At 59.1% G+C, this 25,324-nt stretch carries 28 protein-coding genes and 3 tRNA genes; 8 read left to right on the top strand and 23 right to left on the bottom strand.

The features are described 5' to 3' along the window. Positions 1 to 50: 50 nt before the first annotated feature. The 3 genes from K7B04_RS09905 (at position 51) to xni (ending at position 3,629) form a co-directional block, all read left to right on the top strand. The gene (locus K7B04_RS09905) at positions 51 to 1,340 is read left to right on the top strand and encodes an HAAAP family serine/threonine permease (RefSeq protein ID WP_065358091.1); all 1,290 of its coding nucleotides are present in this window, start codon (positions 51 to 53) and stop codon (positions 1,338 to 1,340) included. A 53-nt stretch (positions 1,341 to 1,393) separates the two neighbouring features. Continuing rightward, the gene (locus K7B04_RS09900) at positions 1,394 to 2,761 is read left to right on the top strand and encodes an L-serine ammonia-lyase (protein WP_065358092.1); all 1,368 of its coding nucleotides are present in this window, start codon (positions 1,394 to 1,396) and stop codon (positions 2,759 to 2,761) included. Positions 2,762 to 2,873: 112 nt separating this feature from the next. Next, a complete protein-coding gene (gene xni / locus K7B04_RS09895; RefSeq protein WP_223803925.1) occupies positions 2,874 to 3,629 on the top strand; it encodes a flap endonuclease Xni in 756 nt (251 codons plus the stop codon). A gap of 72 nt (positions 3,630 to 3,701) precedes the next feature. Here the strand turns inward: xni and rlmM are convergent, their stop codons facing one another. From rlmM to K7B04_RS09875, 4 genes are all read right to left on the bottom strand, one after another. Beyond that, positions 3,702 to 4,802: a 23S rRNA (cytidine(2498)-2'-O)-methyltransferase RlmM gene (gene rlmM, locus K7B04_RS09890; protein WP_163446319.1), complete on the bottom strand. Its 1,101-nt coding sequence runs from the start codon at positions 4,800 to 4,802 to the stop codon at positions 3,702 to 3,704. Then, complete coding sequence (locus K7B04_RS09885; protein WP_163446320.1) at positions 4,795 to 5,190, bottom strand: DUF423 domain-containing protein; 396 nt, start codon at positions 5,188 to 5,190, stop codon at positions 4,795 to 4,797. The genes rlmM and K7B04_RS09885 overlap by 8 nt, the downstream gene beginning before the upstream one ends. 22 nt (positions 5,191 to 5,212) lie before the next feature. Then, complete coding sequence (gene gcvA, locus K7B04_RS09880) at positions 5,213 to 6,130, bottom strand: glycine cleavage system transcriptional regulator GcvA (protein ID WP_167575123.1); 918 nt, start codon at positions 6,128 to 6,130, stop codon at positions 5,213 to 5,215. A gap of 352 nt (positions 6,131 to 6,482) precedes the next feature. Beyond that, entirely contained in the window at positions 6,483 to 6,710 is a 228-nt protein-coding gene (locus tag K7B04_RS09875; RefSeq protein WP_163446322.1) for a YgdI/YgdR family lipoprotein, read from the bottom strand. A 191-nt stretch (positions 6,711 to 6,901) separates the two neighbouring features. On the opposite strand from K7B04_RS09875, the gene csdA reads away from it, so the two are divergent. Together csdA and csdE are read left to right on the top strand one after the other, a co-directional pair. Continuing rightward, entirely contained in the window at positions 6,902 to 8,107 is a 1,206-nt protein-coding gene (gene csdA / locus K7B04_RS09870; RefSeq protein WP_223803924.1) for a cysteine desulfurase CsdA, read from the top strand. After that, on the top strand, positions 8,107 to 8,556 hold the full coding sequence (gene csdE, locus K7B04_RS09865) for a cysteine desulfurase sulfur acceptor subunit CsdE (protein WP_223803923.1): 450 nt from the start codon (positions 8,107 to 8,109) through the stop codon (positions 8,554 to 8,556). The genes csdA and csdE overlap by 1 nt, the downstream gene beginning before the upstream one ends. On the opposite strand, the gene tcdA is transcribed toward csdE, so the two are convergent. Both tcdA and mltA read right to left on the bottom strand, forming a co-directional pair. Then, complete coding sequence (gene tcdA, locus K7B04_RS09860) at positions 8,541 to 9,353, bottom strand: tRNA cyclic N6-threonylcarbamoyladenosine(37) synthase TcdA (RefSeq protein ID WP_064543045.1); 813 nt, start codon at positions 9,351 to 9,353, stop codon at positions 8,541 to 8,543. The two genes, csdE and tcdA, sit on opposite strands and share 16 nt — an antisense overlap. 124 nt (positions 9,354 to 9,477) lie before the next feature. Next, a complete protein-coding gene (gene mltA / locus K7B04_RS09855) occupies positions 9,478 to 10,575 on the bottom strand; it encodes a murein transglycosylase A (protein WP_065358098.1) in 1,098 nt (365 codons plus the stop codon). 208 nt (positions 10,576 to 10,783) lie between these two features. Between mltA and K7B04_RS09850 the strand changes: the two genes are divergently transcribed. The 3 genes from K7B04_RS09850 to K7B04_RS09840 all read left to right on the top strand — a co-directional run bounded on the left by K7B04_RS09850 (position 10,784) and on the right by K7B04_RS09840 (position 11,106). After that, positions 10,784 to 10,860, top strand: a tRNA-Met gene (locus K7B04_RS09850). A 48-nt stretch (positions 10,861 to 10,908) separates the two neighbouring features. Then, positions 10,909 to 10,985, top strand: a tRNA-Met gene (locus K7B04_RS09845). 44 nt (positions 10,986 to 11,029) lie between these two features. Beyond that, positions 11,030 to 11,106 (top strand) — tRNA-Met (locus K7B04_RS09840). Between the two features lie 84 nt (positions 11,107 to 11,190). Here K7B04_RS09840 and K7B04_RS09835 read toward each other — a convergent pair. The 17 genes from K7B04_RS09835 to K7B04_RS09755 are packed head-to-tail and all read right to left on the bottom strand — an operon-like array spanning position 11,191 to position 25,279. After that, entirely contained in the window at positions 11,191 to 12,708 is a 1,518-nt protein-coding gene (locus tag K7B04_RS09835) for a cobyric acid synthase (RefSeq protein WP_223803922.1), read from the bottom strand. Further along, positions 12,705 to 13,511 (bottom strand): energy-coupling factor ABC transporter ATP-binding protein, encoded by an 807-nt coding sequence (locus K7B04_RS09830; protein WP_223803921.1) that lies wholly within the window; start codon positions 13,509 to 13,511, stop codon positions 12,705 to 12,707. The genes K7B04_RS09835 and K7B04_RS09830 overlap by 4 nt, the downstream gene beginning before the upstream one ends. A gap of 8 nt (positions 13,512 to 13,519) precedes the next feature. Then, the gene (locus K7B04_RS09825; RefSeq protein WP_223804142.1) at positions 13,520 to 14,197 is read right to left on the bottom strand and encodes an energy-coupling factor ABC transporter transmembrane protein; all 678 of its coding nucleotides are present in this window, start codon (positions 14,195 to 14,197) and stop codon (positions 13,520 to 13,522) included. Beyond that, positions 14,184 to 14,465, bottom strand: coding sequence for an energy-coupling factor ABC transporter substrate-binding protein (locus tag K7B04_RS09820; RefSeq protein ID WP_223803920.1), 282 nt, complete (start codon positions 14,463 to 14,465; stop codon positions 14,184 to 14,186). Before K7B04_RS09820 ends, K7B04_RS09825 begins: the two co-directional genes overlap by 14 nt. A gap of 1 nt (position 14,466) precedes the next feature. After that, a complete protein-coding gene (cbiM, locus tag K7B04_RS09815) occupies positions 14,467 to 15,204 on the bottom strand; it encodes a cobalt ECF transporter S component CbiM (protein WP_223803919.1) in 738 nt (245 codons plus the stop codon). After that, positions 15,201 to 15,914 (bottom strand): cobalt-factor II C(20)-methyltransferase, encoded by a 714-nt coding sequence (locus tag K7B04_RS09810; protein WP_223803918.1) that lies wholly within the window; start codon positions 15,912 to 15,914, stop codon positions 15,201 to 15,203. Before K7B04_RS09810 ends, cbiM begins: the two co-directional genes overlap by 4 nt. Then, positions 15,911 to 16,690 (bottom strand): sirohydrochlorin cobaltochelatase, encoded by a 780-nt coding sequence (locus tag K7B04_RS09805; RefSeq protein WP_223803917.1) that lies wholly within the window; start codon positions 16,688 to 16,690, stop codon positions 15,911 to 15,913. The genes K7B04_RS09810 and K7B04_RS09805 overlap by 4 nt, the downstream gene beginning before the upstream one ends. Before the next feature lie 10 nt (positions 16,691 to 16,700). Continuing rightward, positions 16,701 to 17,486, bottom strand: a complete 786-nt coding sequence (locus K7B04_RS09800) for a cobalt-precorrin-6A reductase (RefSeq protein ID WP_223803916.1) — start codon at positions 17,484 to 17,486, stop codon at positions 16,701 to 16,703. After that, positions 17,483 to 18,208, bottom strand: a complete 726-nt coding sequence (locus K7B04_RS09795) for a precorrin-3B C(17)-methyltransferase (RefSeq protein WP_167575113.1) — start codon at positions 18,206 to 18,208, stop codon at positions 17,483 to 17,485. Before K7B04_RS09795 ends, K7B04_RS09800 begins: the two co-directional genes overlap by 4 nt. Then, positions 18,208 to 19,263, bottom strand: a complete 1,056-nt coding sequence (cbiG, locus tag K7B04_RS09790) for a cobalt-precorrin 5A hydrolase (RefSeq protein WP_223803915.1) — start codon at positions 19,261 to 19,263, stop codon at positions 18,208 to 18,210. The genes K7B04_RS09795 and cbiG overlap by 1 nt, the downstream gene beginning before the upstream one ends. Continuing rightward, positions 19,244 to 20,017, bottom strand: coding sequence for a cobalt-precorrin-4 methyltransferase (locus K7B04_RS09785; RefSeq protein ID WP_223803914.1), 774 nt, complete (start codon positions 20,015 to 20,017; stop codon positions 19,244 to 19,246). Before K7B04_RS09785 ends, cbiG begins: the two co-directional genes overlap by 20 nt. Beyond that, entirely contained in the window at positions 20,010 to 20,579 is a 570-nt protein-coding gene (locus tag K7B04_RS09780) for a decarboxylating cobalt-precorrin-6B (C(15))-methyltransferase (RefSeq protein ID WP_223803913.1), read from the bottom strand. Before K7B04_RS09780 ends, K7B04_RS09785 begins: the two co-directional genes overlap by 8 nt. Continuing rightward, positions 20,569 to 21,174 carry a cobalt-precorrin-7 (C(5))-methyltransferase gene (locus K7B04_RS09775; RefSeq protein ID WP_167575109.1) on the bottom strand — a complete coding sequence of 202 codons (606 nt, stop codon included), beginning with the start codon at positions 21,172 to 21,174 and terminating at the stop codon, positions 20,569 to 20,571. The genes K7B04_RS09780 and K7B04_RS09775 overlap by 11 nt, the downstream gene beginning before the upstream one ends. Next, positions 21,168 to 22,307, bottom strand: coding sequence for a cobalt-precorrin-5B (C(1))-methyltransferase CbiD (gene cbiD, locus K7B04_RS09770; RefSeq protein ID WP_223803912.1), 1,140 nt, complete (start codon positions 22,305 to 22,307; stop codon positions 21,168 to 21,170). The genes K7B04_RS09775 and cbiD overlap by 7 nt, the downstream gene beginning before the upstream one ends. Continuing rightward, positions 22,304 to 22,939 carry a cobalt-precorrin-8 methylmutase gene (locus tag K7B04_RS09765; RefSeq protein WP_223803911.1) on the bottom strand — a complete coding sequence of 212 codons (636 nt, stop codon included), beginning with the start codon at positions 22,937 to 22,939 and terminating at the stop codon, positions 22,304 to 22,306. The genes cbiD and K7B04_RS09765 overlap by 4 nt, the downstream gene beginning before the upstream one ends. Before the next feature lie 10 nt (positions 22,940 to 22,949). Then, positions 22,950 to 23,909: an adenosylcobinamide-phosphate synthase CbiB gene (gene cbiB / locus K7B04_RS09760; RefSeq protein WP_223803910.1), complete on the bottom strand. Its 960-nt coding sequence runs from the start codon at positions 23,907 to 23,909 to the stop codon at positions 22,950 to 22,952. Continuing rightward, positions 23,906 to 25,279, bottom strand: coding sequence for a cobyrinate a,c-diamide synthase (locus tag K7B04_RS09755; protein WP_223803909.1), 1,374 nt, complete (start codon positions 25,277 to 25,279; stop codon positions 23,906 to 23,908). Before K7B04_RS09755 ends, cbiB begins: the two co-directional genes overlap by 4 nt. Between the last annotated feature and the right edge of the window lie 45 nt (positions 25,280 to 25,324).

The raw sequence follows: 25,324 nt of genomic DNA, 5'->3' as shown, positions 1-25,324 counted from the left end.
ACTTTATTTGACTAAAAAATTAGCATTTTTCCTTCCTCCAGGAGATACAGATGGAAAACACTCAAACCAGCACGGTCGTCACAGCAGAATCTGCTAGCGGATGGCGCAAAACAGATACGATGTGGATGCTGGGTCTTTACGGCACCGCGATCGGCGCGGGCGTACTGTTCCTGCCGATCAACGCCGGCGTCGGCGGCATGATCCCGCTGATCATCATGGCTATCCTCGCCTTCCCGATGACCTTCTTCGCACACCGCGGCCTGACCCGCTTCGTGCTGTCCGGTAAAAACCCGGGCGAAGACATCACCGAAGTCGTTGAAGAGCACTTCGGCGTAGGCGCAGGTAAACTGATTACCCTGCTCTACTTCTTCGCTATCTACCCAATCCTGTTGGTGTACAGCGTAGCAATCACGAACACCGTGGAAAGCTTCCTGGCGCACCAGCTGCACATGACGCCGCCGCCGCGCGCTATCCTGTCGCTGATTCTGATCGTCGGTATGATGACTATCGTGCGTTTCGGTGAGCAGATGATCGTTAAAGCGATGAGCATCCTGGTGTTCCCGTTCGTTGCAGCCCTGATGGTGCTGGCGCTGTACCTGATCCCGCAGTGGAGCGGCGCAGCACTGGAAACCCTGTCCTTCAGCAGCGCGGCCTCTACCGGCAACGGCCTGTGGATGACTCTGTGGCTGGCGATTCCGGTGATGGTATTCTCCTTCAACCACTCGCCGATTATCTCTTCCTTCGCGGTCGCGAAGCGTGAAGAGTACGGTCAGGGCGCAGAGAAGAAGTGTTCCTCTATCCTGGCACGTGCCCACATCATGATGGTGCTGACCGTTATGTTCTTCGTCTTCAGCTGCGTACTGAGCCTGTCCCCGGCGGACCTGGCGGCGGCGAAAGAGCAGAACATCTCTATCCTGTCTTACCTGGCGAACCACTTTAACGCGCCGGTTATCGCCTGGATGGCACCGATTATCGCGATTATCGCTATCACCAAATCCTTCCTGGGCCACTACCTGGGCGCACGTGAAGGCTTTAACGGGATGGTGATTAAGTCTCTGCGTAGCAAAGGCAAATCCATCGAAATCAACAAACTGAACAAAATCACTGCGCTGTTCATGCTGGTTACCACCTGGATTGTGGCGACCCTGAACCCAAGCATCCTGGGCATGATTGAAACCCTGGGCGGCCCGATCATCGCGATGATTCTGTTCCTGATGCCGATGTATGCGATTCAGAAAGTACCGGCAATGCGTAAGTACAGCGGTCACATCAGCAACGTCTTCGTTGTGCTGGTAGGTCTCATCGCTATCTCCGCAATCTCCTACTCTCTGTTTAGTTAATCCCCCTGCGCCGCCTTTCGGGGCGGCGCACCTCGATACACAATGGACGCCTCATGATTAGCGTATTCGATATTTTCAAAATCGGCATTGGTCCTTCCAGCTCACACACCGTCGGGCCAATGAAAGCAGGCAAACAATTCACGGACGACTTGATTGCGCGTGGGATTCTGACTGATATCACTCGCGTAGTCGTCGATGTTTACGGCTCACTCTCTCTGACCGGTAAAGGCCACCATACCGATATCGCCATTATTATGGGTCTGGCTGGAAACCTGCCGGATACGGTGGATATCGATGCCATTCCGGCGTTTATCCAGGACGTGAATACCCATGGTCGCCTGATGCTGGCTAACGGTCAGCACGAAGTGGAATTCCCGGTTGATCAGTGCATGAACTTCCATGCCGACAACCTCTCGCTGCACGAAAACGGCATGCGTATTACCGCGTTGTCAGGTGACAAAGCCGTTTACAGCAAAACCTACTATTCCATCGGCGGCGGTTTTATCGTCGACGAAGAGCACTTCGGCCAACAGACTGAAGCGCCTGTTGCCGTGCCATACCCGTATAAAAGCGCCGCGGATTTACAGCGTCACTGCCAGGAAACCGGCCTGTCGCTGTCTGGCCTGATGATGCAGAACGAACTCGCGCTGCACAGCAAAGAAGAGCTGGAAAAGCACTTCGCTGACGTCTGGGCGGTAATGAAAGGCGGAATCGAGCACGGCACCACGACCGAAGGCGTATTGCCGGGCAAACTGCGCGTTCCGCGTCGTGCTGCCGCGCTGCGCCGTATGCTGGTCAGCCAGGACAAAATCAGCAGCGACCCGATGGCGGTGGTTGACTGGATTAACATGTTTGCCCTGGCGGTGAACGAGGAAAACGCTGCCGGTGGCCGCGTCGTCACCGCGCCGACCAACGGTGCCTGCGGTATCGTTCCGGCAGTGCTGGCTTACTACGACAAGTTTATCCGTGAAGTGAACGCCAACTCGCTGGCGCGCTATATGCTGGTTGCCAGCGCGATCGGCTCACTCTACAAGATGAACGCCTCCATCTCTGGCGCTGAAGTGGGTTGCCAGGGTGAAGTGGGTGTCGCCTGCTCCATGGCAGCGGCAGGTCTGGCTGAGCTGCTGGGCGGTAGCCCGGCGCAGGTGTGCATTGCCGCGGAAATCGGCATGGAACATAACCTCGGTTTGACCTGCGACCCGGTTGCCGGTCAGGTTCAGGTGCCGTGCATCGAGCGTAACGCTATTGCGTCGGTGAAAGCGGTCAACGCCGCGCGTATGGCCCTGCGCCGTACCAGCGTGCCGCGCGTGTGTCTTGATAAAGTTATCGAGACCATGTACGAAACCGGTAAAGACATGAACGCCAAATACCGCGAAACCTCTCGCGGCGGGTTGGCGATGAAAGTGGTAGCCTGCGACTAACGTCCCCCAGAGGCCTCGTTTTGCGAGGCCTCTTCCCGTTTTATCTCCCGCCAATAGCCTCACCCGCCCCTGAATGTTACCCTTAGCGCCCAATCTGTTAGGGAGAACGCCCGTGGCCGTCCATTTGCTTATCGTTGACGCACTCAACTTAATTCGTCGTATTCATGCAGTTCAGGGCTCCCCCTGCGTAGAAACCTGTCAGCACGCGCTGGATCTGCTGATTGCGCACAGCCAGCCGACGCATGCGGTAGCGGTATTTGACGATGAAGCGCGTAACAGCGGCTGGCGGCATCAGCGACTTCCTGACTACAAGGCCGGTCGTCCCCCTATGCCGGACGATCTGCATGCCGAAATGCCCGCCCTGCGCGCCGCTTTTGAGCTGCGCGGCGTACGCTGCTGGGAATCTCGCGGTAACGAGGCCGACGATTTAGCCGCCACGCTGGCGGTGAAAGTTGCTGGCGCGGGACATCAGGCCACCATCGTCTCCACCGATAAAGGCTACTGCCAGCTGCTCTCACCCAACCTGCGCATTCGCGACTATTTCCAGAAGCGCTGGCTCGACGTGCCGTTTATCGAAAAAGAGTTCGGCGTCCAGCCGCATCAGCTACCGGACTACTGGGGGCTTGCGGGGATCAGCAGCTCGAAGGTGCCGGGCGTTGCGGGTATTGGCCCGAAGAGCGCCACTCAACTGCTGACGCAGTTCCCCACGCTGGAAGCGCTGTACGAACATCTGGATGAGGTGCCGGAGAAATGGCGAAAGAAACTGGAAGAGCATCGGGAAATGGCGTTCTTGTGCCGGGATATCGCGCGCCTGCAAACCGATTTGCATATCGATGGCAATTTGCAGCAGCTCAGGCTCAACAGATAGCGTAAAGACGCAGGCCGGATAAGGCTTCGCCTTATCCGGCCTGCAAATCACATTCGACCGGGTTATGCGTGATTAACGCTCGTCGCGACGCCCACCCACAGCAGCCCACAGGCGACGCACGTGTACGGTCACTTCCTCGCGATCGTGATACAACTGACGCGCCTGAATCTGCGCGTTAATACCGTGCTCGTCCAGCTTTGCCTGGATGTGCGCCAGATTCTGCGACAGCTCTTCATAACGCTTTTTCATCGGCAGCTTCAGGTTGAAGATGGTCTCACGGCACCAGCCGTTAACCAGCCATTCCGCCATCAGCGCGGCCACCTTCGCCGGTTTCTCCACCATGTCGCACACCATCCACGAGATGTTGTTGCGGTTCGGGCGATAGCGGAAACCGTCTTCGCGCAGCCAGGTCACCTGACCGGTGTCCATCAGACTCTGCGCCATCGGGCCGTTATCCACTGAGGAAACCCACATGTTGCGCTTCACCAGCTGATAGGTCCAGCCGCCGGGGCAAGCGCCCAGGTCAACCGCGTACATGCCGTTTGCCAGACGTTCGTCCCACTCGTCGGCGGGAATAAAGACGTGGAACGCCTCTTCCAGCTTCAGCGTAGAACGGCTCGGCGCATCGGCCGGGAACTTCAGACGCGGAATGCCCATATAGAACGGTGAATTGTTGGTGCTATAGGAGTACCCGGTATAGCAACAACCTGGCGCGATAAAGAACACGTGTACCACCGGACGTTTGGTGGTCTCGTACGGCGCCAGCACTTTCGCCTCTCGCAGCGCCGCGCGCAGCGGCACGGTGAGCTTACGGCAGAACTTCATCAGCTCTTTGCTTTCGTTGGTGTCAGCCACCTCTACGCGCAGGTCGCCGCCCTTCTCCACCACACCTTGCAGCATGCCGACGATCGGCGTGACGCGGTCTTCTGGCGGTAAATCTTTTAACAGCTCGCCGACGACGATCATCTGACGAGCAAAGATGAGTGAGCTAAACGGCAGCTCGCGCGCCAGCTTATCGGCATCACCATCCTGATAGCATTCGAAAATCACATAGCCCGAGTTATCTTTTACGCGCGCGAAGCCAAACACCTCACGACGCCCGGCCTTGTCGGTGATTTCCGCAGCACACTCTTTCTCAAACCCAGGGCGGCAATACAGCACAACCTTATTCATGAACAACACCCTTACGCTTAAGTCGAATGGCACCAATTAACATCAACACCCAACCGGCGAGGAAGCTGACGCCGCCCACCGGGGTAACAAACGCCCACAGGCGTAAATGAGAGAGCGCCAGGCAGTACAGGCTACCGCTGAACAGCACAGTACCCAGCGCCAGAAATACGCTACTCCAGTAGAACCAGATACTAATGCGGCGCTGCATCGCCACCGCCAGGCCAAAAATCGCCAGCGTATGAAACGCCTGGTACTCCAGACCGGTCTGGATCCAGCCCATTTCAACAACGCCGAGCGATTTGCTCAGCACGTGTGCGCCAAACGCGCCCAGTGCGACAAAGACAAAACCGCTGATAGCGGCAAAAATCAGCATAAAACGGCTGGTCATGATGGTATTACCCTAAATTCATTTATTGTTCGTAACGAAAACGAAAAGTTTCTTGCTCATGGGCCGCTTTCGCCAGAATCCACTGACGAAAGGCCGCTATTTTACCCAGTTCTGCCTGACTGTCATGACAAACCAGATAAAACGCATTCTTACTGACCAGAACATCATTAAACGGGCACACCAGACGGCCTGCCTCAATCTCTGACTGCGCCATCACGTTGTTGGCGAGCGCAATCCCCTGTCCGTGGATGGCAGCCTGTAGCACCATGGCGCTATGGCTGAAGATCGGTCCCTGTTGTACGTTGATATGGTTGAGCCCCAGCTGGCGCGTATACGTTTGCCAGTCGCGGCGGGAAGCATCGTGCAGCAGCGTATGTTTGGCTAAGTCGGCGGGAGTTTTCAGCGCCTTATCGCCGGTCAGCAGCAGAGGAGAGCAAACCGGGAGTAAATACTCCGCGTACAGTTTTTCGACGCGTAACCCCGGCCAGTTGCCGCGACCGTAGAAAATCGCCACGTCGACATCGTCCGCCAGCTTGTCTTCCTGACGGTCTACCGCCTGGATTCTGACGTCGATTCCCGGATAAGCTGAGTTAAAGCTTGAGAGGCGCGGCACCAGCCATTGAATCGCAAAACTGGGCAATAAACTGACGGTAAGCGCCCCTTTCGCGCTGCGTGCCTGTAGTTTACGCGTTGCCTCTGTTAATTGCGAAAAGATCTCTTTGATATCCTGAAAATAGCTCTGCCCCTCTTCAGTCAGCAGCAACGAACGATTGCGCCGACGGAACAGCTTCAGCCCCAAAAAATCCTCAAGAGACTTGATTTGGTGGCTTACTGCGGCCTGCGTCACAAAAAGCTCATCGGCCGCGCGGGTGAAACTTAAATGGCGCGCGGCTGCATCAAATACACGTAATGCATTAAGAGGTGGCAAACGCTTTGACATGGTCCCAGAACCCAATTGTTAATTGAATTTAACAAATAGGAAACAACAGTTAACCTATTAGTTTTTTTTATCTGAGACATTATAATTTGTCCGTTGAGCTTCTACCAGCAAATACCTATGATGGCGGCACTTCCTGAGCCGGAACGAGAAGCTTTTTTTGGAATGCGTGTTCTGAAGGGCTTTTGGCTTACGGTTGTGATGTTGTGTTGTTGTGTTTGCAATTGGTCTGCAATTCAGATCACGGTAGCAAGGCTACCCTTTTTCACTTCCTGTACATTTACCCTGTCTGTCCATAGTGATTAATGTAGCACCGCCTAATTGCGGTGCTTTTTTTTGCCTGCGATTCGGCGCGCTATTTCTCCAGCGCCACCATCTCTTTCACATCGCTATGGTTGATTTGCTGTTTCACGCCGTTGGCATCGGTGTAAGAAATCATACCGGTGTCTTTATCGGTCTGCGGTTTGCCCTCGGAAACAATGCTACGACCATCGTTGGTGTGCATCACGTAGTTTGGGCCAGAACAGGCACTCAGGGCAAACGTCAGCATACAGGCAGAAATCATTGCGGCAGTCTTTTTCATCTTCTTCTCCTTTAGCGATTTATGCTATCTAAAGCTCATTTCATAACAGGCGAAAATATTTGCCTAACGTTATTTAGCATAAGACACTGGTCGGATAGTGCCAGCAGAACCAGACGATTCCGAGGATTGGCACAAACCTTGTATCAATGCTCATTTTGCGCCACGATCGGTTGATTGAACCGAGGAATACCATGAACGCTTTCAACCCCGCGCAGTTTCGCGCGCAATTTCCCGCCCTGCACGATGCCGGGGTTTACCTTGATAGCGCCGCCACCGCGTTAAAACCCCAGGCGGTGATCGAGGCGACAAACCAGTTCTACTCGCTGAGCGCGGGGAACGTCCATCGCAGCCAGTTCGCCGAAGCCCAGCGCCTGACCGCGCGCTACGAAGCCGCGCGCGATCAGGTCGCCCGCTGGCTAAACGCCCCTCGCGGCAAAGACATTGTCTGGACGCGCGGCACGACGGAAGCCATCAATATGGTGGCCCAGTGCTACGCGCGCCCGCGCCTGCAGCCGGGCGACGAAATTATCGTCAGCACCGCCGAGCACCACGCGAACCTGGTGCCCTGGCTGATGGTGGCGGAGCAGACTGGTGCGAAGGTGGTGCAACTGCCTCTTGGCGCTAACCGCCTGCCGGACGTCGAACAACTCACCACGCTGATCACCTCGCGCAGCCGCATTCTGGCGCTGGGGCAAATGTCGAACGTCACCGGCGGCTGTCCGGATCTGGCGCGCGCGATTACTCTCGCCCATCAGGCCGGTATGGTGGTGATGGTTGACGGCGCACAGGGCGCGGTGCACTTCCCGGCGGACGTGCAGGCGCTGGATATCGATTTCTATGCCTTTTCCGGCCATAAGCTCTACGGGCCGACCGGCATCGGCGTACTCTATGGCAAGAGCGAAATGCTGGATGCCATGGCCCCGTGGCTGGGCGGCGGCAAAATGATTAGCGAAGTGACCTTCAACGGCTTTACCACCCAGCCGGTGCCGTACCGCCTGGAAGCAGGCACGCCGAACGTAGCGGGCGTCATTGGCCTGAGCGCGGCGCTGGAATGGCTGTCTGAGGTGGATATCGTGCAGGCCGAATCCTGGAGTCGGGGCTTAGCGACGCTGGCGGAAGATGAGCTGGCAAAACGCCCGGGGTTCCGCTCCTTCCGCTGCCAGGATTCCAGCCTGTTAGCCTTTGATTTTGCGGGTGTTCATCACAGTGACATGGTGACGCTGCTGGCGGAATACGGGATTGCCCTGCGCGCCGGCCAGCACTGCGCACAGCCACTGCTGGCGGCACTGGGCGTCAGCGGCACGCTGCGCGCCTCGTTCGCCCCCTATAATACGCAAGACGATGTACACGCGCTGGTCAACGCCGTTGACCGTGCGCTCGAACTTCTGGTGGATTAATGACGACTCCTTTGCTCGCCGGACACCCGTTCGGCACCACCGTAACGCCTGAGGCATTACGGCAACAGTTTGGCGCACTTAGCCAATGGGAAGAGAAGTACCGGCAGCTGATTCTGCTGGGCAAACAGCTCCCCTCGCTGACGGACGATCTCAAAGCGCAGGCCAAAGAGATTCCCGGCTGTGAAAACCGCGTCTGGCTGGGCTACTCGCTGGAGGCTGATGGAACGCTGCATTTCTTTGGCGATAGCGAAGGCAGGATCGTGCGCGGCCTGCTGGCGGTGCTGCTGACCGCCGCGGAAGGCAAACGCCCGGAAGCGATTCTGGCTACCAGCCCGCTCGACTTTTTCGATGAGCTCGGGTTACGCGGCCAGTTGAGCGCCTCACGCAGTCAGGGCCTGGCGGCCCTGAATGACGCAATGATTGATGCCGCGCGTCAGGCGCTGGCCTGACGCTCCGCTTTCGCGAGCATCTTTTTCAACGCATGGGATACCGCGACAAAACCGAAGGTCGCGGTAACCATCGTCGCCGCGCCAAAGCCTGAGGCGCAGTCCATCCGTTTTGGCCCTTCAGCGGTACTTTTCATCGCACACACAGAACCGTCGGACTGCGGGTATACCAGCGCTTCGGTGGAAAAGACGCAGTCCACGCCCAGCTTACCTTTGCTATTCTTCACCACGCCAAAATCGCTTTTCAGCCGCTCGCGCAGCTTGGCCGCCAGCGGATCCTGGATGGTTTTCGCCAGATCGCTCACCTGGATCTGCGTCGGGTCGATTTGCCCGCCCGCGCCGCCGGTGGTGATCAACGGCACTTTATAGCGACGGCAATAAGCAATCAACGCCGCCTTTGGGCGCACGCTATCGATAGCGTCCACCACATAGCTGTAGCCCACGCCCAGATATTCCGCGACGTTATCCGGAGTCACAAAGTCGTCAATGACGGTCACACGGCATTCGGGATTAATCAGGCGAATACGTTCAGCCATCACCTCAGCCTTTGCCAGGCCAACGTTGCCGCCCAGCGCATGGATCTGGCGATTGGTGTTGGTCACGCACACGTCATCCATATCAATCAGCGTGATAGCGCCGATACCGGTGCGGGCCAGCGCTTCCGCCGCCCAACTGCCCACGCCGCCAATCCCAACCACGCAAACGTGCGCATCGGCAAACACCTGCAGCGCCTTTTCACCGTATAAACGTGCCGTGCCGCCAAAACGCTGGCGCCAGGCGTCACTGATAACCACAGACATAGAACCTCAGAGTTAAAAACAAAAAGAGCGGACAATGCCGCCCTGAGCGCCATTCCACTGCCGGATGGCGCTTCGTTTATCCAGCCTACGCGTTAATGTGTAGACCGGATACGCCATCGGGCCATTAGCCGCTGAATACGTTACCCGCGCTGCCGGATGACTTCAGCACCCACACGCGTCCGTAGTGATTATACCAGCCTGCACGATGTCCGGCATCCGGGCCGATGCCCTGATAGATGTCGAAGTGCTGGCCTTTAATCGCGCCGCCGACATCCAGCGCCACCATCAGGCGCAGCTCGTACTGACCGTTAAATTTGCCGTTGTTGTCCAGCTGCGGCACTTCCGCCAGCAGCGTGGTACCCGGCGGGATCACGTTACGGTCAGCCGCCACCGACGCACGCCCGACCAGCGGCACGGCGCTGGCGCCTTTCACCGGGGCGAAAGACTGCGGTTTAAAGAAGACGAACGACGGGTTCTGTTCCAGCAGTTCGCGAACTTCCGCTTCGCTGTGGGTTTCGCCCCAGTGACGGATGGCCTGCATCGACATATCTTCGCGCTTCACTTCCCCGCGATCGATCAGTACCTTGCCGATGCTCTTATAGGCCCAGCCGTTTTTGCCGGCATAGCTGAAGAAGTTCAGCGGCGAACCGTCGCCGAAATCGATATAGCCGCTGCCCTGCACGTCCATGATGAAGTTATCCATCAGCGAATTGCTGTAGGCAAGAATATAAGCATCGCTCAGTTGGCCAGCGTAAATCCCGGCGCGAGACGGCAGCTTGCCGCGCTTCGGCGGCATACGGTAAATCGGATACTGGAATTCGCCCTGACGCGTATGGCGCGCTTCCACCACTGGCGTGTAGTAGCCGGTAAACTGCACGTTGCCGTAGTTGTCGGTCCCTTCCATCTGCCAGGCATCGATACCGTACTGGCGCAGGGTACGGGTATCGCCGCCGGAAAGCAGCCACTGCTGCACGGCGTTGTATACGTTGCTCTGATTGCCATAAAGACGCGGCGAAGCGCTACGGATATGGCCCACCTGCTGCGCGAAGTCGCCCGCGTTGATCGGCGCGCCGACGGCATCAGGCTGATTGACTAAAGAGAAAGGCTGGGTGAATTTCCCGTCTTTATACTGTTGACCGCGATCGGTCGGTTTTGACGAACAGGCGGCCAGCATTGCCAGCATTGCCCCCGTTGCCACATATTTTACCCAACGTCCTTTCATGGTGTTTTGTATTCCGCATAATCGAAAGTGCCCGCTGAAGATAACAAACCGCCAGGGGTATTGAAATGCGATTGCGCAGCCCTGTCATAATTTCGAACAAAAAACGCTCAGATTGTGCCTAATACGCACAACTCATAAAAAAATGAGAGCTTTATATCAAAAATGGGTTGCAACAAATGCTCAGCAGAGTATAGTGCGCATCCACGGACGCGGGGTGGAGCAGCCTGGTAGCTCGTCGGGCTCATAACCCGAAGGTCGTCAGTTCAAATCTGGCCCCCGCAACCAATTAAAATCAGAAGCAGTAACATTACTCGATGGAAGAGTAATTACGGACGCGGGGTGGAGCAGCCTGGTAGCTCGTCGGGCTCATAACCCGAAGGTCGTCGGTTCAAATCCGGCCCCCGCAACCAATTAAAATCTGATGCAAGTTTACTCGATGAAGAGTAAAGACGGACGCGGGGTGGAGCAGCCTGGTAGCTCGTCGGGCTCATAACCCGAAGGTCGTCGGTTCAAATCCGGCCCCCGCAACCAATTAAAATGACACCCATCAGGGTGTTTTTTTTTGCCTGTTATCCAGCGAAAGTACGCCATCCTCACGAATGGCGCGCCGCTTCCCTACCCTTCTTTATGCTCGCGCATAATCGTATAAATCTTTTCAATATCAATATGCTGATGCATTGATTCCGCCAGGATATCGAACTGCTGCGCCTTATACTCCGCATAGTGAAAATCGTTATCCCGTGCCGGTAAGCCTTTGCGTTCACGCAGCCCGTTGACCAGCGCACGCGTAAAGGCGTCGCTATCGAACAGCCCGTGCAGATAGGTGCCAAACGCCAGTCCGTCCGCGCTAACCGCGCCATCCGCTTGATGCTGGCCGTTTTTACACAGCTGCATTAACGACAGCGCGTTGTCCGCCAGCACCGTCTCGCCCATATGAATTTCATAGCCTTGCAGCGCCATACCGGACACCCCCGCCAGCCAGCCCGGCAGCGCGGCGTTAAGCGTTGCCGTAGCCCGCGTGGTGGTTTTCTGCGGTGCAAAACGCGTGACGGTATTGAGCAGCCCCAATCCCGGCAGCGTCCCCAATCCGGATTCCACTTCATCTATCAGCATATCGCCGAGCATCTGATAGCCACCGCAAATGCCCAGTACCGGTACACGCTGATGTTGCGCCTCGAGAATCCCGTGCGCCAGCCCGCTATCCTGCAGCCACAACAGATCGCCCAACGTGTTTTTACTGCCCGGCAGAATAATCAGGTCCGCGCCCGCCAGCTCTTGCGCATGGCGCACGTAGCGTACTCGTACGTCCGGCTGGGCGGCCAGCGCGTTGAAGTCGGTAAAGTTAGAGATATGCGGCAGCTGCACCACGGCAATATCCACATCACGCTCGCCCGTGCTGCGGTACTTGCCCTTTTGCAACGCAACACCGTCCTCATCTTCCAGATCGACCTCCAGCCACGGCATCACGCCCAGCACCGGTACGCCGGTCAGCGCTTCAATTTGCGAAATCCCGGAATGCAACAGCGCTACATCGCCGCGAAACTTATTGATGACAACGCCCTTCACCCGCGCCCGTTCGTTATCGCGCAGCAGCGCCAACGTGCCGTAAATTGCCGCGAAAACGCCGCCGCGATCGATATCCGCCACCAGAATCACCGGGCACTGCGCCATCTCCGCCATGCCCATATTGACGATATCGCGGTCGCGCAGGTTGATCTCCGCCGGGCTACCCGCCCCTTCCAGCACCAGTACGTCATACTCGCTCGCCAGACTGCGATAGACGCTGAGGATTTGCTCGCGCAGACGCGGTTTGTAGTCGTGATAGCTGACGGCGTCCATATTGCTCGCCACTTCTCCCATCAGCACAATCTGTGCTTTGCGGTCGCTGGTTGGCTTGAGCAGAATGGGGTTCATCCGCACGTCCGGGGCAATACCTGCGGCTTCCGCCTGAAAAATCTGCGCCCGCCCCATCTCTTTGCCGTCCGGGGTGATCCCGGAATTAAGCGCCATATTCTGCGATTTGAACGGCGCGGTGCGCAGGCCATCCTGATAAAAAATCCGGCATAGCCCCGCCACCAGCATACTTTTACCGACGTCGGAAGCCGTGCCTTGTAACATAATGGCCTGGGTCATATCGTTCCTTTTTCTCGCATGCGGCGGAAAAACTCCGCCTCGGTTTTGCACAGCGGCAGCCCAAGCTCCGTGTGCAGCTTGACCAGCCACGGCTGGCTCAACCCCGCCTGTTCCATCAACTCACGCTGGGCAAATACCTCGCCGGGAGCGCCCTGCGCCAGCACTTCCCCCTGGCGCAGTACATATACCGCGTCGCTGACTTCATAAATCAAATCAATATCGTGGCTGGAAATTACCACATGATTGCCCTGCGCGACGATACGCTTGATGATGTCTATCATCTGCGCGCGTCCGGACGGGTCCAGCCCTGCTGTCGGTTCATCCAGCAGCAGGTAGCGCGCGTTCAGCACCAGCGCACCGGCAATCGCCACGCGCTTTTTCTGCCCGTGGCTCAGGCACTGGATCGGCTGTTGGCGAAATTGCTGAGCGTCGACCAGCGTGAGCGCATCGTCGATACGCCGCGCAATTTCCGTCTCCGCCACGCCGATATTGCGCAGGCTGAAGGCAATATCGCTGTCGATATCGGTATAGAAAATCTGCTGGTCCGGGTCCTGAAAGACCGTCGTCACCTGCTGGCGCAACGCCAGCAGCCCGCGTTTGCTGTAGTCCAGCAGTTTACCCTGCCACAGCACCGCCCCCTGCTGCGGACGCAGCAGCCCGCTGAGGTTCATAAACAGCGTCGATTTCCCGCACCCGTTGGCGCCCACCAGCCCAGTGACGGCCTGGCGAGAAAAATCCAGCGTTAACCCTTTAAGAATGGGCGCATCCTGGTAGCGAAACTCCAGGTCAGAGGTGGCAAGCATGGCGTTCCTTAAAGATGAAAATCACCCTGATACAGTTTGATATCCAGCGCGGTGCTCATCTGCTGATAACGCATCAGCACCCGCGTAAACAGCAGGCTCACCAGCATCGCCAGCGAGCGATAGCCGAGACGCACATTGCGATAACCAAAGCGCAGCGTCTGTGCCCGGTGAATGGCCATGGCTTCGTCAATCAGGATAAAGATAAAGCGCCAGGTCAGCAGAATCTGCTCGGTGAGCAGACGCGGCACCCGCGCCCGCTTGAGTAGCACAATCAGCTGTGGGAACGGCAGGTTCAGCACCAGCCAGAAAGTGGCTGAGAGTGCGGCGAGGCTGCGCCAGAAGGTCGCATTGGCGGTCGCGATTCCCTGTGCGGTAACGCCCAGCCAGTACGGCCCAATCGGCACGCCCGCCAGCAGCGTCTGCGGATCGCGACTGACGCTAAAGACAATTGTCAGCACACCTACCACGAGGAATCCCAGCGGCAGCGCCATCCAGCGGTACCAGCGCCACAGCGAGATACGCAGCAGCCAGCAGGTGAACGCCGCCGTTATCACCATCAGCAGCGCCTGCCACAACGGCGGCAGGCTGAAGGCCAGCCCCATCAACAACAGCCAGAACAGAAACTTACGCTCGGGGGCGATGTGAAACCAACGGCTCTGGTAGCTTAGTCTGTCAAGACCGGTCATCACGACGCTGACGCCCTTTGTAATAGCCGAGGATATAGAAAATCACCGCCGCGCCGAGGGAGCCCTGTAAGGTAAACAGCAGGCTTTCTATTTCACCGCTCGCCGGTTCATACAGCGGCTGGAACCACGGCTGATAATCCGGCGCAATGGCCTGAATCTGGCTTTCAGCCTCGCCGTCGGAACCGCCGTATTCACCGCCGTGGTTAATGAAGAACGGCAGGAGCATCAGCACAATAACCAGCGCCAACAGGATCAACGTTTTTTTCATCTTAATGCCCTCGCACCGGGATCAACTGCCGTTTGGTCAGTTGGTCGTAGATCATCACCGTTAACAATCCTTCAGCAATGGCGATCGGAATCTGCGTCAAACAGAAGATCGCCATAAACTTCAGGCTCGATCCGATAGCGCCCGCCTGCGGATCCGGAAAAGCGACACCCAGCTGTAGCGAGGTGACAAAGTAGGTCGCCAGATCCGCAAACATGGCGCAGAGAAAGACCGATACATCGCGACGGAACCCTGCCTTACAGGCCATTCTCCACACCAGATAGCCGACGATGGGGCCAATCACCGCCATCGACATGCCGTTCGCGCCGAGCGTTGTCAGCCCGCCGTGCGCCAGCAATAGCGCCTGGAACAACAGCACGATCGCGCCAAGAATGGCCACGACGCCCGGCCCAAACAGGATCACCGCCAGCCCGACGCCAGTCGGGTGTGAGCAGCTTCCGGTCACCGACGGGATCTTCAACGCAGAGAGTACAAAGATAAACGCCCCGCACAGCGCCAGCAGCACCTTCTGGTTGCTATCGTCCTGCACGATGCGGCGCAGGCGCACCAGCCCGTACCACAGGCACGGCAAGAACAGCAGCCACCAGGCCAGCGCCCACATTGGCGGCAGAAAGCCTTCCATAATGTGCATGGCGAACGCCTGCTCCGGCACCACCAGCAGCAACAGCGCCGCTGCCAGACCGCTCAACGACAGCTTTTTCAATTGTTGATCCGCTTTCATCGTTTCGCCTCCCACTGCTTGTTCACCAGGATGGTCGAGAAATAGGGCAGCGGCTGATCGTCATGAACCTCGGCCAAATTGCGCCAGCACTGCTCGCCGGGCAGCGTCGCTTCGGCCATCAGCAGCGCGTGGTTCAGCAACCCGGCTTTCGCCAGCAGCGCTTTGATCCGCGGGAAACGCCCGTAGACCTTCATCAGCACCAGGCTGTCGTGCTGCGCTAGCGCGCGCTCAATCTCTTCTTCCGGCGCGGTGCAGGCAACCACCGCCAGCGACTGCTGCTCCATCGCCAGCGGCATTTGCGCACCAGCGGCAATAGCGGCAAACGAGGTCACGCCGGGCACAATCTCCAGCCACGCCGGGTGTCCGATGCGCTGGAGTAAAAAGACCCAGGTGCTGAACAGCATCGCATCGCCAAGGGTAATGAAGCCGACGTTTTTTCCGGCCTCCACTTCACGCACCAGCGCCGCCGACACGTCATCCCACACCGCCTCTTTTTCGGCGCTGTCGGCGCTCATCGGGAAGTGACAGCAGCGCACTTCCGTCTGCTCGCCGAGGTACTCACGCACGATAGAGAGCGCCAGGCTGTCACCGCCTTTGCGCCCAGCCGGGGCATAGAGAATATCCAGCGAGCCCAGAATGCGCGCCGCGCGTACGGTAATCAGGTCAGATGCTCCGGGGCCAGTGCTCAGGGCATACAGTTTGCCGCTCATGCCGCCTCCAGAGACTGCTTTAGATGCTCAACAAACATCGCCCGTACCACCGGGTTTTCCCCCAGTCCGCGCAGCCACGGCGTGGCGGGAATACCGGCGGCATTAAACAGCGTTTTCCACGAATCGTCTTCGTCGGAGGCCATGTCGTTAATCGCATGGTCGCCCGCCACCAGCATCAGCGGCATCAGGTGCACGGCACGTACGCCCTCTTTGCTCATGCTGTCGATCAACACCTCCACTTCCGGGTAACTCTCCACCGCGCCAACCCGCGCCGGGAAACGCTGGGCAGTCATCATATGGTCGAGACAGGCGTAAGCGGCAAAAGCGTGGTGGCTGGCGCCGTGGCCCATAAACACCACCTTTTCGTTGGCGTTGAGCGCTGGCATCTGATGTTCCAGCGCCTGCATTAAACGTTGGTAGTCGTTGTGGCTGCTCAGCAACGGCGTGCCCAGCGTCAGACGTTTAAATCGTGGACGCTGGCTCTGCACTTCGCGGGCGATTTTTTCATATTCGTCGCCGTTGATAATATGCAGCGACTGGACGGCCACATCGTCAAAGCCCAGTTCAGCGAGCTTTTGCAGCGCTTCCAGCGGCGTGTCGGTGTCAATCCCATCACGCTGTTTGAGCTTGCGGATAATCATCCCGGAGGTAAAGGCGCGAAACAGTTCGCGGTCCGGGCAGCTGGCCGCCAGCGCCTGTTCGCAGGCGACAATATTTTTCTCGCAGGTGTCGTGGTAGCTGGTACCAAAACTCACCACCAATAGGGCTTTTTTCATGTTGAATTCCTTATGCCGAAGCCTGCCAGCGCGCCAGGCGCTCGGCAAAGGCCGGTAAACTGTCGAGTAACTCATCGCCGCCGACCAGCGGCATCGGGCGAGTTATGACCACGCAGGGAATGCCGGCATCAAGGCACGGTTGCACCTTTTCCTGATAGCCGCCTTCTGCGCCGGAGGCTTTGGTGACCACCACGTCGGCGCGGCAGTGTCGGTAAAAAGCGGCGTTAAACTCGGCGCTGAACGGTGCGCAGATCGCGAAAATGTCGCCGACGCCGAAGCCCAAGCTGGCGCACAGCTGTACCACCTCAGGGACGGGCAACACGCGGGCAAGCAGCGTTTTTTCCGGCAGACCCGCGCGCCACTGCGCCAGGTCCTTGCTGCCGGTGGTCAGCAGCACGCGCTGGCCCAGCGGGCGTATCAGCGCGCAGGCCTCCTCGATGCTGGCGACGTAATGCAGCAGCGGATGCGCTAGCGCATCAAGCTGCTCCGGGCGCTGATAGCGGCTCAGCAAAACGCCCGCCTGTGAGCAGGCGTCGAGTACGTTACGGCTGACGGCTTCGGCATACGGGTGCGAGGCATCGATCACCCAGCGGGTACCGTGCGCCTGAAGCCAGGCCACCATCTCCGCACAATCCAACCGCCCGCAGCGTACCTGTCCCTGAATATCCCCGGCCAACGCCTCGCCGGTAGGCGTGGCGACCGAGACGGTGTATTGCACATTTGCCGCATCCAATAGCTGGCAAATCGCCCGCGCATCGCTGGTGCCGCCCACCACCAGAACCTCCCCGAAACTCACAGCACGTAGCCTCGCGGGGTGATCATCAGCCCGTCCTGCACGTAAGTGGTTTTGTTGCCGACGATGACCAGGCTGGTCATATCCACCGGTTCAAAATCCATCGCGCCGAGGGTCGTGAGCCATTTTTCCTGCTTTTTACGTCCGGCAGATTTCACCACTCCCACCGGGGTATCGGCGCTTTTAACGGCGGAAAGCAGTTCAAAGGCGCGCGCCAGATGCCCTTCGCGGCCTCGACTGCGCGGGTTATAGAAGCAGATAACAAAGTCGGCTTCCCCGGCGGCGATAATGCGTTTTTCAATCACCGGCCACGGCGTCAGCAGGTCGCTCAGGCTGATATGGCAGAAGTCATGCATCAGCGGCGCGCCCAGCAGCGAGGCGGCGGCAATGCTGGCGGTCATCCCCGGAATCAGGCGCACTTCCACGTCGAGCTTCTGTTTACTGACCAGTTCAAGCACCAGCCCCGCCATGCCGTAGATGCCCGCGTCGCCGCTGCTGATTAGCGCCACGTTGTGCCCGGCCTGCGCCAGTTCAATCGCCGCCTGACAGCGTTCAATCTCTTTGCACATCCCGGTTTTGATCACCTGCTTGTCGCCGGTAAAAGCCTTCACCAGATGGGTGTAAGTTTTATAACCGACGACGATTTCCGCCGCCTGCAGCGCGTCGACGGCCTCCATGGTCATCATCGCCTGCGAGCCAGGGCCAATTCCAATAACGCTTAACATCAGTGTGTTACTCCCAAAGTAATGGTGATGCCCTGTCCGCGCAGGGTCTCACCGAGTAGATGCCCATTGCTCAGCAGCCACGCCGCCGGGCCGGAAACGCTGCCGACGCCGACCGTTTGCTTCACAAACCGCGACGAGGGAAAACGGTGTTCGTGTTCGCGCAGGGCGTCCACGCTGAACACGTTAAATGGCACGTCAAGGTCGCTTGCCAGCTGAATCAGCCCCAGCTCGTCCTGCTTGAGGGTGATGCTGCCGATAGCCTTCAGCGCCAGCGGGTCTACCTCCTGACACGCAAGCTGACGATGCAACAACTCGCCAAGAAGCGTGCAAGGCGTGCCGCGTCGGCAGCCAATGCCTGCCACAATGCGTCGTGGTACCAGCTTCCAGTGTGGGAGTTTCAATTCAGGCAGCGCAGCGCGAAGGGTGATGCACACCAGCGCATCCAGCTCAGGCAGCGCGTTCAGGTCGCTGACGGTAATAAACCCGCGTCGGTCGCAGCGGCTGACCTCATCGGCAAACATGTCGTCCCACCACAGCCCCACGCGCTGCTGGCTAACCAGCATCTGGTTAACGGTTTTCACCGCCGTGCGGAAGTCGGGCATCCGCGCGTTAAGCTGGCAGGCCAGCGTATCCAGCGCCGCCACGTCGTTAACGTCGGTAGCGGTAGTGATAACCGGGTCGACGCCGAGAATGCCCGCCAGATGCCGGGCGAGGTTGTTCGCCCCGCCGATATGCCCGGAGAGCAAGCTGATGACGTGCTGACCGCGTTCATCAATCACCACCACCGCCGGGTCGTGGAATTTATCGACCAGCAGCGGCGCAAGCGTGCGCACCGCAATCCCGGTCGCGCCGATAAAAATCAGCGCCGTATCGCGATGAAACGCCTGCCCGACGCTCGCCGCGAAGCCGCCGTCAAACGGCAGGAATCCCGGTTCCACCAGCCCTTCGCGGGTATAACAGGCCATCGGCAGCGCGGCGCTCAGCCGTTTTGCCAACGCCACGCCGCCGGGGGTCAGGCAAAAGAGCGCAATGCGCTCAGGCTTTGCGGTATTCATGGCTAAAGTCTGCGGCGTAGAGACGCGAGTAGTGGTACTCCTCGCCGAGGAAGTCACCGATCAGGATCAGCGCGGTTTTGCGTATATCGGCATCGCGCACCTTGTCGGCGATATCCAAAAGCGTGCCGCGTACGGTCTGGCTCTCAGGCCAGGTAGCTTTGTAAATCACCGCCACCGGCGTGGTTGCCGGGTAGCCGCCCTCCATCAGCCGCTCGGCGACTTTGTTAATGCGCTGCACGGAGAGGTAAATCGCCATCGAGGTGCGATGTTGCGCAAAGGACTCCAGCTGTTCGCGCTCCGGCACCGGGGTGCGCCCTTCGAGGCGAGTGATGATAAGGCTCTGCGACACTTCCGGTACCGTGTACTCGACGCCCAGTTCCGCCGCCGCGCCGAGAAAGGCGCTGACCCCCGGTACCACCTGCCAGGCAATGCCGCGACGGGTCAGCTCTTCGCCCTGCTCGCGCACCGAACCGTATAGCGACACGTCGCCGGTTTGCAGGCGTACCACCGTTTTTCCGGCCTTCACGCCCGCTTCCATCAGGTCGAGAATTTGCTCAAGGTGCAGCTCGGCGCTGTCGTGACACTCGGCCTCAGCCGGGCAGTAGCTCAGCAGTTCGGGGTTAATCAGCGAACCGGCGTAAATCACCACCTGCGCCTGTTGTAACAAACGGTAGCCCTTCAGGGTGATCAGGTCGCGGTCGCCGGGGCCTGCGCCGACAAACCAGACACAGCGTGAATCAAAGGCATCACTCATGGATTTCTTCCTTCTGACAGGCAATCACAAAAACGGGGTTATGCGGTTTGAAATAGTGGCCGCTGCCCAGCGCGGTAAGCGCCGAGACGTTCAGCTGCTGGCAGTCCACCGCCGTCACGCCCGCCAGCTGGAGGTGTTCGAGGGCGCAATGCAGGTTTTCCTGCAAAATAAAGGTCATCACCAGCCGCCCACCGGGGCGCAGATGACGCAGCGACCAGTCAATCAGCGCGGTAAGGTGACCGCCGCTGCCGCCCATAAAGATCGCGTCGGCGCGTTCGACGCTGACGTCAGGGGCTTCACCGGCAATAATCGACACATTACCGCAGGCAAAGCGCTGGCAGTTTTCCGCCAGCAAACGCAGCGCCGCCGGGTTGCGTTCAATCGCCGTGACCGCCAGCGTCGGATTTTGCAGCGCAGCTTCAATCGACACGCTGCCGGTCCCCGCGCCGATATCAATCAGGTGGCTGGCCCAGTGCAGCTCCAGCTTTGAGAGCGCCAGCGCCCGCACCGCCTCTTTGGTCATCGGCACCTTTTCGCCGCGCAGAAACAGCTCATCTTTCATCGAGGATCACCACCGTGTTCATCTCATAGTCGTTGTGGACTGCGCTCACCGGCAGCCAGTGAATGCGCTCGTTGTCCAGCGCCAGATTTTCGCCAATCACCATCCAACGATGGCCCTTACCGCGAGCAACCAGCGCGGCGGCAATCTCTTTCGGCCCGCAGCGTTTATCGGTGACCATCGCCACCTTGCGATGCGCGGCGAGCGTGTCGAAGCACACGTCGCGCCCGTGGCTGCTGGTTAGCCACATGTCGTTCATATCAATGCCCGCCCGCGCGCACAGGTACTGCACCGCGCTGACGCCGGGGACCACCTGCACGTTTTCACGGCCGAAGTGAGCAATCAGCCGCGTGCCGATGCCGTAAAACAGTGGGTCGCCGGAGGCCAGCACTACCACGTTCTGTGTCGCACGTTGGCTAATCCATGTCAGTACCTGCGCAATATTGGCCCCCAGCGGGCAGCGCTCGCCGGTAAAGTCCGGGAACTGCGCCAGGTGCCGCGTGCCGCCGACCAGCGCGTCAGCGCGCGCAACGGCTGCTTGCGCCAGCGGCGTCATCAACTGCATGCCCGCCGGCCCCATCCCCACAACGGTTAACATTGCATGTCCCTCACGATATCGCCGACCGGACGGTTGCTACCGAGGAGCTGGTTATCAAACGAGAACATAATGGCGTCGCAGATGGGGGGATTTTGCGTAAAGCGCAGACGTTGCAGCACGCGCTGACAGATACGTCCGGCAAGGTGGTTGTAGAGAGACTGGAAGCCATAGGCCTCGATATGCTCCATCGCCGCCTCGGTGGTGTCGCATTCACTCACCAGGGTGAGCAGTTCAAGCGGCGCGCCGAGCAGCGCCAGATGCGCCACCAGCGTCTCCATGCGCCCATCGGCGATATGGCTGTGGGTGTGGAAAATCCCGGCGGCGATTTTAACCAGCTTACCGGGGTGACCAATCAGCACAATCTGGCGGAAGCCAAGGCGCACCGACTCTTCAATCATGTAGCCGACGAAGTTGCTCATGGTGACCACCACCTGCGGGTCAATGCCCATTTGCTCGCGCACGAAGCGTTCGCCGTGGTTGCCCGGTACCAGCACCACCCGCTCCAACCCGGCGGCGCGCTTCATTTCCAGCTCCAGCGCCAGCGAGCGCTTCCAGCTCTCTTCCGACATCGGCGTCACGATGCCGGTGGTGCCGATAATCGAGATCCCGCCCAGAATACCCAGCCGCGAGTTATAGGTTTTCTTCGCCCGCTCCTCGCCTTCCGGGGCAAAAATCTCCACCTCAGCGCCGCGCGCCGGGCCGATGGCCTCACGGACGGCGGTTTCGATGGTGTGACGCGGGGTACGGTTAATCGCCGCGCTACCGATGGGCAAACCAATGCCTTTGCGGGTCACCGTGCCAACGCCTTCACCACCGCGCAGGATAATCTCGCCGCTGTCGTTAAGGGTCACGCGGGCGAAAATCAGCATCCCATGAGTAGCATCAATGTCATCGCCGCCGTCCTTGCGAATGGCGGCAATCCCCTGCTGACCTTCCACGTGCGGCGACTCTACGTTCAGGTTCAGCGTGACGCCCGACGGCGTGACGATCGATACCTGGTGAATCAGGTGCTGACGCATCACCATTAGCGCGGCAACCTTCGCCGCCGCCGTGGCACACGAACCGGTGGTGTAGCCCTTGCGCAGCGCCTTGCCGTTATGCCAGACCGGGGCGTCGAAGGCAGCGTCGTTCATTGCGCGGCCTGCAGATGGTAGAGAATGGCGTTAACGATCGCCGCCGCGACGTTGCTGCCGCCTTTGCGCCCCAGCGCGGCGATGCCCGGCAGGCTGCTTTTGCTCAGCGCCTCTTTCGATTCCGCCGCACCAACAAAACCGACCGGCACGCCAATCACCCCACCGACCTCCAGCTCGTTATGCTCCAGCAAACGGAACAGCGCGGTGGGCGCATTGCCGAAGACGAACACTTTGTCGCCCTCTTCTTTGGCGGCAATATCCACCGCCGCCATCGAGCGGGTAATGCCCTGCGCTTTGGCTTCGCGCACCACGCGCGGGTCGCTGATGTAACAGCGGCACTCGCCGCCGAAGGTCGCCAGCAGATTTTTATTGATGCCGGAGAGCGCCATGGTGGTATCGGTGTACAGCGTGCATGGGCGGCTGAGCGCTGCACTCAGCCGGGTTAAGGCATCGGGCGCGAACCACAGAATATCCAGCCACTCAAAATCGGCGGTGGTGTGGATCACCCGTTTGATAATCGCCTCGTGCAGCGGGCTTTCGAAACGATACGCCGGGCGGGTTTGCGTGATAATGTCGCTGATGATTTCGAAGCTCTTGCGCTCAATCGCTTGCGGTTGCTGGATATAGTTCATGCTGTTCTCCTCAGGCCGCGCCCATCAATCCGTACCTGACCGCCATAAACAGCAGCAGGGCCAGCGTGGAGGCCACCCACATCAGTCGTATCGTTCGGGAAATGTCATCGATGGCGATAGCGCGTCGGGCATCGCCGATCCACGGCTTCTCCACACGCTGACCAAAATAGTCGTTCGGGCCGCCGAGCCGCACGCCCAGCGCCCCGGCGACGGCGGCCTCTGACCACGCGCAGTTCGGGCTGCTGTGGTTGTAACGGTCACGCCAGCCGATGCGCAGCGCGCGCGGGCCGTCAAAACGGCAAAGAAATGCGGCTACGCTTATCAGCAGCCAGCTCAAGCGAGCGGGAATAAAATTGGCGACATCATCCAGCCGGGCGCTGACCATGCCGATAGCGCGGTACTTTTCATGTTTGTAACCCACCATCGAATCAAGGGTGTTGACGGCTTTGTAGGCCATGGCCAGCGGCGCGCCGCCGAGCAGCAGGAAGAAGAGCGGCGCGATAATGCCATCAACGGTGTTTTCCGCCACTGTCTCCACCACCGCACGGTTAATCTGCTCCGGCTGGAGCTGTGAAGTATCACGGCCGACAATCCATGAGAGTTTAATTCGGCTCTCGGCCAGGTCGCCCGCGCGTAGCGGGCGCTCAACATCCTGTGCAGAGCGGGCCAAGCAGCGTCCGGCCAGCACGGTGAAAATCATCCAGACCTCAACGCCCCAGCCCAGCCACGGGTGAATCAACGTCGCCAGGTGCAGCACGCCCCAGGCGATGCCGTAGGTCAGCCCTACCACCGCCAGCCACATCACGCCGCCGCCGATACGCAGGGCGCGATCTCTGCGACAAATACGGCGCACGACGCGCTGAACGAAATGAATCAGGTTACCTATCCAGCGCACGGGATGCGGCCAGCTCTGCGGATCGCCGATAAGAAAGTCGAGCAGCCATGCACAGCACCAGGCGAGTAGCGTCATAGAACGCTCCTTGCGGCGGCGAACCAGTGATTCAGCATGTCGGGGCGCTGGGCAAAGTGAACGTGGAGATAGCTGGCAAACGTGTTGCCAAGCTGCCAGCCCCCCTGCCATCGCTGAAGCACGACGCCATCGCGAGTTTTTCGGCAGGCCATCGCCGCCGGGAGTCGAGCGGTGAAATCAGAGTAGTGGAACTCGTGACCACGCAGCACTTCGCCGGGCGCGGCAAGCAGCGTTTGCTGCTCAGCCTGCGCTTCACAGTAACCAAAACGGGTGAGACGTTTGCCCATTTTGCTGTCGCCGGGGAGAATGTTTGCCATGGCGTATACCTCGCCCTGCGCATCCTCCAGCGTGGTGCCGAGATACATCAGGCCGCCGCATTCGGCGTAAATCGCCACGCCGCGCTCATGCGCCGCCCGCAGCTGGGCCAGCATCGGCGCGTTGGCGGCAAGCGCTCGGGCGTGCAGTTCCGGGTAGCCGCCGCCGAGCCAGATCATATGGCAGTCGGGAAGTTCCGTATCATGCAATGGGCTAAAGCGGACAAGGGTCACGCCCGCGCGTTCCAGCAGCGCGAGATTATCCGGGTAGTAGAAATTGAACGCTTCATCATCTGCGACCGCGAGGGTAAGCCCCTCGCCGCTGGCTGGCATCGGCGGCCACTCGCCCGGCGGTAACGTGTTCAATACGCTCAGCTCCAGCAGACGATCGACATCCAGCGTCCGTTCCAGCGTCGCGGCGAAATCCTGCCACGGCTGCGCATCGATGAGCGATTCTCGGGCGGTGACCAGACCAAGGTGACGTTCCGGCAGTGATACCCCTTCCGCGCGCGGCACGTAGCCAAGCACCGGCAGGTCGCAATAGCGCTCAATGGCGTTTTTCAGCAGTTGGAAGTGGCTGTCGCTGTTGACGCGGTTGACGATGACGCCCGCGATATTCAGGCTCGGGTCGAAGTGCTGAAACCCCATTACCGTGGCGGCAATGGAGGTGGAGACCGCCTTGCCGTCCACCAGCAGAATGACCGGGCAGCCCAGCTGTTTAGCCATCGCCGCGCTGCTGCAATAGTTGGGGTCGGTACCGTAACCATCATAGAGGCCCATCACGCCTTCAATAACGGCAATATCGGCCTGCTGCATCTGTTCGCCGAACAGCGCATTGAGCGTAGAAGGGGGCAGCATAAAGCCGTCGAGATTGCGGGACGCGACGCCACACAGTGCGGTGTGCCAGCCGGTATCGAGGTAGTCCGGGCCGACTTTATAGGGCTGAACGCGCAGGCCGCGCTGCTGAAGCAGCCTCAGCAGGCCGAGCGTCACCGTGGTTTTACCACAGCCGCTGCCGGTGCCTGCGAGGATAAATGCGTGCTGTCTGGCTGCCATACCCTGACCCTATTCAGGGTGGTTCTCGGGTATAGCCGTGCGCAC

The organism is Kluyvera sp. CRP (assembly GCF_019930565.1).
GTDB lineage: Bacteria > Pseudomonadota > Gammaproteobacteria > Enterobacterales > Enterobacteriaceae > Kluyvera > Kluyvera georgiana_A.
The sequence above is the reverse complement of the archived record's forward strand: the minus strand, read 5'-3'. Positions and strand labels throughout refer to the sequence as shown.

Coding starts and splice junctions, on each gene's coding strand:
- K7B04_RS09755 (WP_223803909.1), bottom strand. CDS start 25,279: ATGGCAGCCAGACAGCACGCATTTATCCTCGCAGGCACCGGCAGCGGC.
- K7B04_RS09810 (WP_223803918.1), bottom strand. CDS start 15,914: ATGAGCGGCAAACTGTATGCCCTGAGCACTGGCCCCGGAGCATCTGAC.
- K7B04_RS09900 (WP_065358092.1), top strand. CDS start 1,394: ATGATTAGCGTATTCGATATTTTCAAAATCGGCATTGGTCCTTCCAGC.
- K7B04_RS09885 (WP_163446320.1), bottom strand. CDS start 5,190: ATGACCAGCCGTTTTATGCTGATTTTTGCCGCTATCAGCGGTTTTGTC.
- csdA (WP_223803924.1), top strand. CDS start 6,902: ATGAACGCTTTCAACCCCGCGCAGTTTCGCGCGCAATTTCCCGCCCTG.
- K7B04_RS09780 (WP_223803913.1), bottom strand. CDS start 20,579: ATGAAAGATGAGCTGTTTCTGCGCGGCGAAAAGGTGCCGATGACCAAA.
- K7B04_RS09820 (WP_223803920.1), bottom strand. CDS start 14,465: ATGAAAAAAACGTTGATCCTGTTGGCGCTGGTTATTGTGCTGATGCTC.
- K7B04_RS09805 (WP_223803917.1), bottom strand. CDS start 16,690: ATGAAAAAAGCCCTATTGGTGGTGAGTTTTGGTACCAGCTACCACGAC.
- cbiG (WP_223803915.1), bottom strand. CDS start 19,263: ATGAATACCGCAAAGCCTGAGCGCATTGCGCTCTTTTGCCTGACCCCC.
- K7B04_RS09835 (WP_223803922.1), bottom strand. CDS start 12,708: ATGACCCAGGCCATTATGTTACAAGGCACGGCTTCCGACGTCGGTAAA.
- cbiB (WP_223803910.1), bottom strand. CDS start 23,909: ATGACGCTACTCGCCTGGTGCTGTGCATGGCTGCTCGACTTTCTTATC.
- cbiM (WP_223803919.1), bottom strand. CDS start 15,204: ATGAAAGCGGATCAACAATTGAAAAAGCTGTCGTTGAGCGGTCTGGCA.
- K7B04_RS09825 (WP_223804142.1), bottom strand. CDS start 14,197: ATGACCGGTCTTGACAGACTAAGCTACCAGAGCCGTTGGTTTCACATC.
- K7B04_RS09905 (WP_065358091.1), top strand. CDS start 51: ATGGAAAACACTCAAACCAGCACGGTCGTCACAGCAGAATCTGCTAGC.
- K7B04_RS09795 (WP_167575113.1), bottom strand. CDS start 18,208: ATGTTAAGCGTTATTGGAATTGGCCCTGGCTCGCAGGCGATGATGACC.
- K7B04_RS09830 (WP_223803921.1), bottom strand. CDS start 13,511: ATGCTTGCCACCTCTGACCTGGAGTTTCGCTACCAGGATGCGCCCATT.
- K7B04_RS09875 (WP_163446322.1), bottom strand. CDS start 6,710: ATGAAAAAGACTGCCGCAATGATTTCTGCCTGTATGCTGACGTTTGCC.
- K7B04_RS09765 (WP_223803911.1), bottom strand. CDS start 22,939: ATGAACTATATCCAGCAACCGCAAGCGATTGAGCGCAAGAGCTTCGAA.
- K7B04_RS09775 (WP_167575109.1), bottom strand. CDS start 21,174: ATGTTAACCGTTGTGGGGATGGGGCCGGCGGGCATGCAGTTGATGACG.
- mltA (WP_065358098.1), bottom strand. CDS start 10,575: ATGAAAGGACGTTGGGTAAAATATGTGGCAACGGGGGCAATGCTGGCA.
- rlmM (WP_163446319.1), bottom strand. CDS start 4,802: ATGAATAAGGTTGTGCTGTATTGCCGCCCTGGGTTTGAGAAAGAGTGT.
- csdE (WP_223803923.1), top strand. CDS start 8,107: ATGACGACTCCTTTGCTCGCCGGACACCCGTTCGGCACCACCGTAACG.
- cbiD (WP_223803912.1), bottom strand. CDS start 22,307: ATGAACGACGCTGCCTTCGACGCCCCGGTCTGGCATAACGGCAAGGCG.
- tcdA (WP_064543045.1), bottom strand. CDS start 9,353: ATGTCTGTGGTTATCAGTGACGCCTGGCGCCAGCGTTTTGGCGGCACG.
- K7B04_RS09785 (WP_223803914.1), bottom strand. CDS start 20,017: ATGAGTGATGCCTTTGATTCACGCTGTGTCTGGTTTGTCGGCGCAGGC.
- gcvA (WP_167575123.1), bottom strand. CDS start 6,130: ATGTCAAAGCGTTTGCCACCTCTTAATGCATTACGTGTATTTGATGCA.